At 53.0% G+C, this 5657-nt stretch carries 1 protein-coding gene; it reads left to right on the forward strand.

Going from position 1 to position 5657, the window contains the following annotated elements; genetic code table 11:
• On the forward strand, positions 1-5657 hold a 5657-nt coding region (locus tag H8A87_RS19375), incomplete at both ends, for a non-ribosomal peptide synthetase (RefSeq protein WP_198691514.1).

The following is a 5657-nucleotide window of genomic DNA, read 5'->3' on the forward strand; positions in this document are numbered from 1 at the left end:
ATATCCTGCGTACCGCCGTCTGCTGGCAGGGATTGACGCAGCCCGTGCAGGTGGTCTGGCGTCAGGCGCCATTGTCAGTGACCACTTTTGTGCCTGCTTCCGCAGAAAATGTGCCGGCCCAATTGCAGGCGCACACCGATCCTAGTCGGTGTCATATTGATTTGAGTCAAGCCCCATTAATTACCACCAATATTGTTCAAGATCCTGCCAGCAGTGAATGGCTGTTAGCCCTGAACTTCCATCATCTGATTGGCGATCATATGACGCTGGAGCTTATCGTCGCCGAGGTTCGTTTGCTGTTGCAGGGGCAGACAGAAGCTCTACCTGCTACACTACCTTACCGCGACTTTATCGCTCAAATCCTGAGCGTGCCAGCCTCCGTGCATGAGAACTATTTCCGCGCCCGACTCGCTGATGTCGATGCCCCAACCGCCCCCTTTGGCTTGCTTAATGTACAGGGTAACGGCGAGGATATGATTGAAGCCCGTTTGCTATTGGATACCACACTAGCGCAAGCAATACGCATGCAGGCCCGCCGTCTGGGTATCAGCCCGAGTGTTTTATTCCATGTCGCCTGGGCCCAGGTGCTGGCACAAACCAGCGGCCGTGACGACGTAGTCTTCGGGACTGTGCTGCTTGGCCGTCTGCAAGGCTCAGCCGGTGCCGATCAGGTGATGGGGATGTTTATCAATACTCTGCCAATGCGGGTATCCCTGGCTAATCGCAGTGTACTGGAAGTCGTGCGCGCCACCTACCGCGATCTGACCGCGCTGCTGGAGCATGAACAGGCCCCCCTGACGCTGGCACAGGGCTGTAGCGGCGTGAACCCACCGCTACCGCTCTTTAGCGCCCTGCTTAACTACCGCCATAGCCAGCCGGGTACGGCTAATAAGGTTTGGGACGGTATGCGTATATTGACCACAGAAGAACGTACTAACTATCCGTTGACCCTCTCGGTGGATGATCTGGGGGAGGATTTCAATTTGATAACCCAGAGCGTTGCAGGCGTTGATCCCGTCCGAGTGGTGGATTATTTGGCTACAACCATCAGCGGCCTGATTGAAGCTCTGAAAACCGAGCCACAACAGCCTATTCTGAGCCTGCCGATCCTGCCTGCCGCTGAACGTCAGCAGCTTTTGGTCGATTTCAATGCCACACAAGCGGACTTCCCACAAGCGGCCCTGATCCATGAACTGTTCGAACAACAGGTTAAACGTACCCCTGATGCCATTGCCGTGGTATTTGAAGGTCTGTCACTGAGTTATGCCGAACTGAACCAGCGCGCTAACCAACTGGCCCACGCCCTGATTGAGTTTGGTGTGCGTTCCGATGATCGCGTTGCAATTTGTGTCGAACGCAGTCTGGATATGGTGATTGGCATACTAGGTATATTAAAAGCCGGGGCGGGTTATGTTCCGCTCGATCCCGCATACCCTAGCGAGCGGCTGACGCATGTCTTATCTGACAGTACACCAAAATTACTACTCACCCAGCAGCATTTACAGACGCATTTACCGATAGCCGATATCCCTGTCTGGTTACTGGACAATGTCAAATTCTTGAACACGGTTGCTCAACAATCTGTTGCCAATCCTGATCCGGCACAATTGGGATTACATGCGCACCATTTGGCTTATGTTATCTATACTTCTGGCTCCACTGGGCTGCCTAAAGGCGTGATGATCGAACACCGTAACGTGGTGAACTTCACTCATGCCCAATGCCAGATCAGTGAACTCAAATCCACTGATCGTATCCTGCAATTTGCCACGATTGCCTTTGATACGGCCGTGTCTGAAATTTTCCCAACACTGACTGTCGGTGCCACCTTAATTCTGCGCCCAGCGCATATTCGGATACCAGACACCGTCTTTAGCCATTTCCTGCAAGAACAGGCCATCAGCGTGGTAGATCTACCGACTGCCTTTTGGCACCAGTGGGTACAGGAAATGAAAGCCGGTCGCTGTGATTTCAGTCCTTCTCTGCGTTCAATCACGGTCGGCGGTGAGAAAGCCGAATACCGTCATCTCATCGACTGGCAATCCATGCCTGAAACTCAGCACTGCCGCTGGATCGATACTTACGGGCCAACCGAAACTACCGTCATCACCACCTCGCTGGCATTGGAAGGCGGCGAGGTACTGGACGCAACAGAAACACTATCGATTGGCCGCCCGATTACCAATACCCGCATTTATATTCTCGATACACAGGGACAACCTGTACCGCTCGGTGTCACTGGAGAAATCTATATTGCCGGTGCGGGGGTTGCCCGTGGCTATCTGAACCGTCCTGAGCTTACCGCTGAACGTTTTGTTTCCGACCCATTCAGTTCTCAACCGAATGCCAGAATGTATAAGACCGGCGATCTGGGGTGCTGGCAGTCAAATGGTACGATCGTCTATCTCGGCCGCAATGACTTCCAGGTCAAGATCCGTGGATTCCGCATTGAACTGGGGGAAATAGAGACACAATTGGCCGGTTGCGCGGGTGTTAAGGATGCTGTAGTTATCGCACGTGAAGAAGATAATGGCGAAAAACATTTGGTCGCGTATCTCGTGCCACAGCCTGACATCACGCTGGATGCCATCAACCTGCGCGAACAGCTGAGTACCCGCCTGGCGGATTATATGCTCCCCAGCGCCTTTGTGATGCTGGAAACCTTCCCGCTGACTCCGAACGGAAAACTGGATCGCCAGGCACTGCCGGCACCTGACCAGACCGCCATTGCCACCCGCGAATATCAGGCACCTCAGGGTGAAATGGAACAGCAACTGGCAGCTATCTGGCAAACTTTACTGGGGCTGGAGCAGGTTGGACGTCACGACAATTTCTTTGAGCTGGGGGGACATTCACTGCTGGTCGTCAGCCTGATTGAACAGCTACGCCAACGTGATCTGACCCTTGATGTTAGCGCTGTCTTCGCATCACCGACCCTGACAGCGATGGCTGCTCGCTTGACAACAGAAGCAGCTGGAAATACCGCACTGAATGTACCACCCAACCTCATTAGTACTGATTGTGACGCCATTACGCCAGACATGCTGCCGCTGGTAGCATTATCTCAGGCGGAAATCGACACGGTTGTCAAGACTGTGGTTGGCGGCGCCACCAATGTGCAGGATATCTACCCGCTTGCTCCGTTACAGGAAGGTATTCTGTTCCATCACCAGCTACAGGAACAAGGTGATGTCTACTTGTTAACTAGCCTGATTGCTTTTGATAGCCGTGTGCGTCTCGACGCTTTCCTTGATGCCTTGCAACAAGTGATTAACCGCCACGATATCTTGCGCACTGCCGTCTGTTGGCAAGGACTGACGCAGCCTGTGCAAGTGGTCTGGCGTCAGGCACCGTTGCCAGTCACTACCTTTGTCCCGACCTCATCAGACAATGTGTTAGAGGGCAATGTATTGGCTCAGTTACAAGCGCACACCAACCTGTATCGGCTTAACTTGAGTCAGGCACCACTGTTCACCGCCGATATTGCTCTTGATCCGGTCAGCAATGAGTGGCTATTGGCCCTAAATTTCCATCATTTGATAGGCGACCATATAACGATGGAGCTTATCTCTGACGAAGTCCGCTTGTTGTTGCAGGGACAAGCAGAAATCTTGCCAACCCCGTTACCTTACCGCAACTTTATTGCCCAGACTTTGAGCGTGCCGCTTTCGGTACATGAAGACTACTTCCGTGCCCGATTCGCAGACGTCGACACACCAACAGCCCCATTCGGCTTGCTTAATGTACAGGGCGATGGTGAAGGCATAACTGAAACGCATCTTCCTCTAGATAACACACTGGCACAAGCAATCCGCAGTCAGTCCCGCCGTTTAGGTATCACCCCCGGTGTACTGTTCCATGTTGCCTGGGCACAGGTGCTGGCGCAGACCAGCGGCCGTGATGATGTAGTCTTTGGTTCCGTGCTGCTGGGTCGTCTGCAAGGCTCTGCCGGTGCAGATCGGGTGATGGGAATGTTTATCAATACCCTGCCAGTGCGAGTATCCCTTGCTGGTCGCAGCGTGCTGGAAGTGGTGCAGGCCACCTACCATGACTTGACAGAACTGCTTGAACATGAGCAGGCGCCTTTGACATTAGCCCAACGTTGCAGCAATGTGATGCCGCCGATGCCATTGTTCAGCGCCTTACTCAATTACCGCCATAGCCAGCCAGATGCAGGCGATACAATTTGGGACGGCATGCGCCTGTTGGCGGCGGAGGAGCGCACTAACTACCCGCTGACCCTCTCGGTCGATGACTTTGGGGAAGATTTCAATCTGGTAGTCAAAACTGTCGCAACTGTCGATCCCACCCGGGTAGCGGATTATCTGGCCACAGCCATCGGTGGTCTGGTTGAAGCCCTGACGAATGAACCCCAGCGACCTGCTTTGAATCTATCGATCCTGCCTGCTGCTGAGCGCAGGCAGTTACTGGTGGATTTCAATGACACAGAGACTGACTTCCCACGGGAAGCTCTGATCCATGAACTGTTTGAACAACAAGTGGCGTGCATTCCTAACGCTATCGCAGTGGTATTCGAAGAGCAGTCTCTCACTTACAGTGAACTGAATCGCCGTGCCAATCGCCTGGCTCATCATCTGCTTGCTATAGGTGTACGCCCGGATGATCGGGTGGCTATCTGTGTTGAACGCAGTCTGGAGATGATGGTGGGGCTACTGGCTATTCTCAAGGCTGGCGGCACCTATGTCCCACTGGACCCGGCTTATCCAGCTGAACGGTTGGCTTATATGCTGGAAGATGCTGCACCAGTGGCCCTGCTCACTCAATCCACACTGGTTGACATGCTGGACAGCAACCTCCCCAGCATATTACTTGATGCCCAGTTGCCATCTATCTTTGATGAGAAACAGGAAAACAATCTTGATATTCAGACGCTGGGGCTAACTTCACGCCATCTGGCCTATGTGATTTATACCTCCGGCTCCACTGGTCAGCCCAAAGGGGTAATGGTGGAACACAGGAATGTCATCAATCTTTACACAGGATTAAATATAGCATTTGCCCTCAAGCAACCATGCCGCATAGCAATGAATGCCAGTATCGTATTCGACGCATCGGTGAAAAGTTGGCTCCAGTTGCTTTCTGGTCATACATTGGTCATCGTCCCTGAAGCCCTTCGTACCGATGGTCAGACACTTTGGCGCTATTTTGCACGCCATGCTGTGGACATGTTTGACTGCACACCGATCCAATTGCAATGGTTACTAGAAGCAGGTTTGGGAACAACCTCCGGTTATCAACCCAAGCTGGCATTGATCGGGGGTGAAAGCATTCCTCCTTTAGTGTGGTCCAAATTGCAACATATAAAAACCACCCGTTTTATCAATGTCTACGGACCAACAGAATGTACGGTAGATGCCAGTATCTGTCCGGTTGATTTATTACTGTCGCAGCCTAGCATCGGTCAGCCAATCGCCAACACCCAGATCTATATTCTGGATGCACAGGGTGAACCCGCGCCTCTCGGCATTATCGGTGAGATCTATATCGGCGGCACTGGTGTGGCCCGCGGCTACCTTAACCGCCCAGAATTGACAGCGGAACGCTTTATTCCCGACCCGTTCTCAGCCGTATCGGGTGCCCGGCTGTATAAAACCGGCGATCTCGGCCGCTGGCTGCCGGATGGCAATATCGAATAC

Source organism: Xenorhabdus lircayensis (genome assembly GCF_016306625.1).
Lineage (GTDB): Bacteria > Pseudomonadota > Gammaproteobacteria > Enterobacterales > Enterobacteriaceae > Xenorhabdus > Xenorhabdus lircayensis.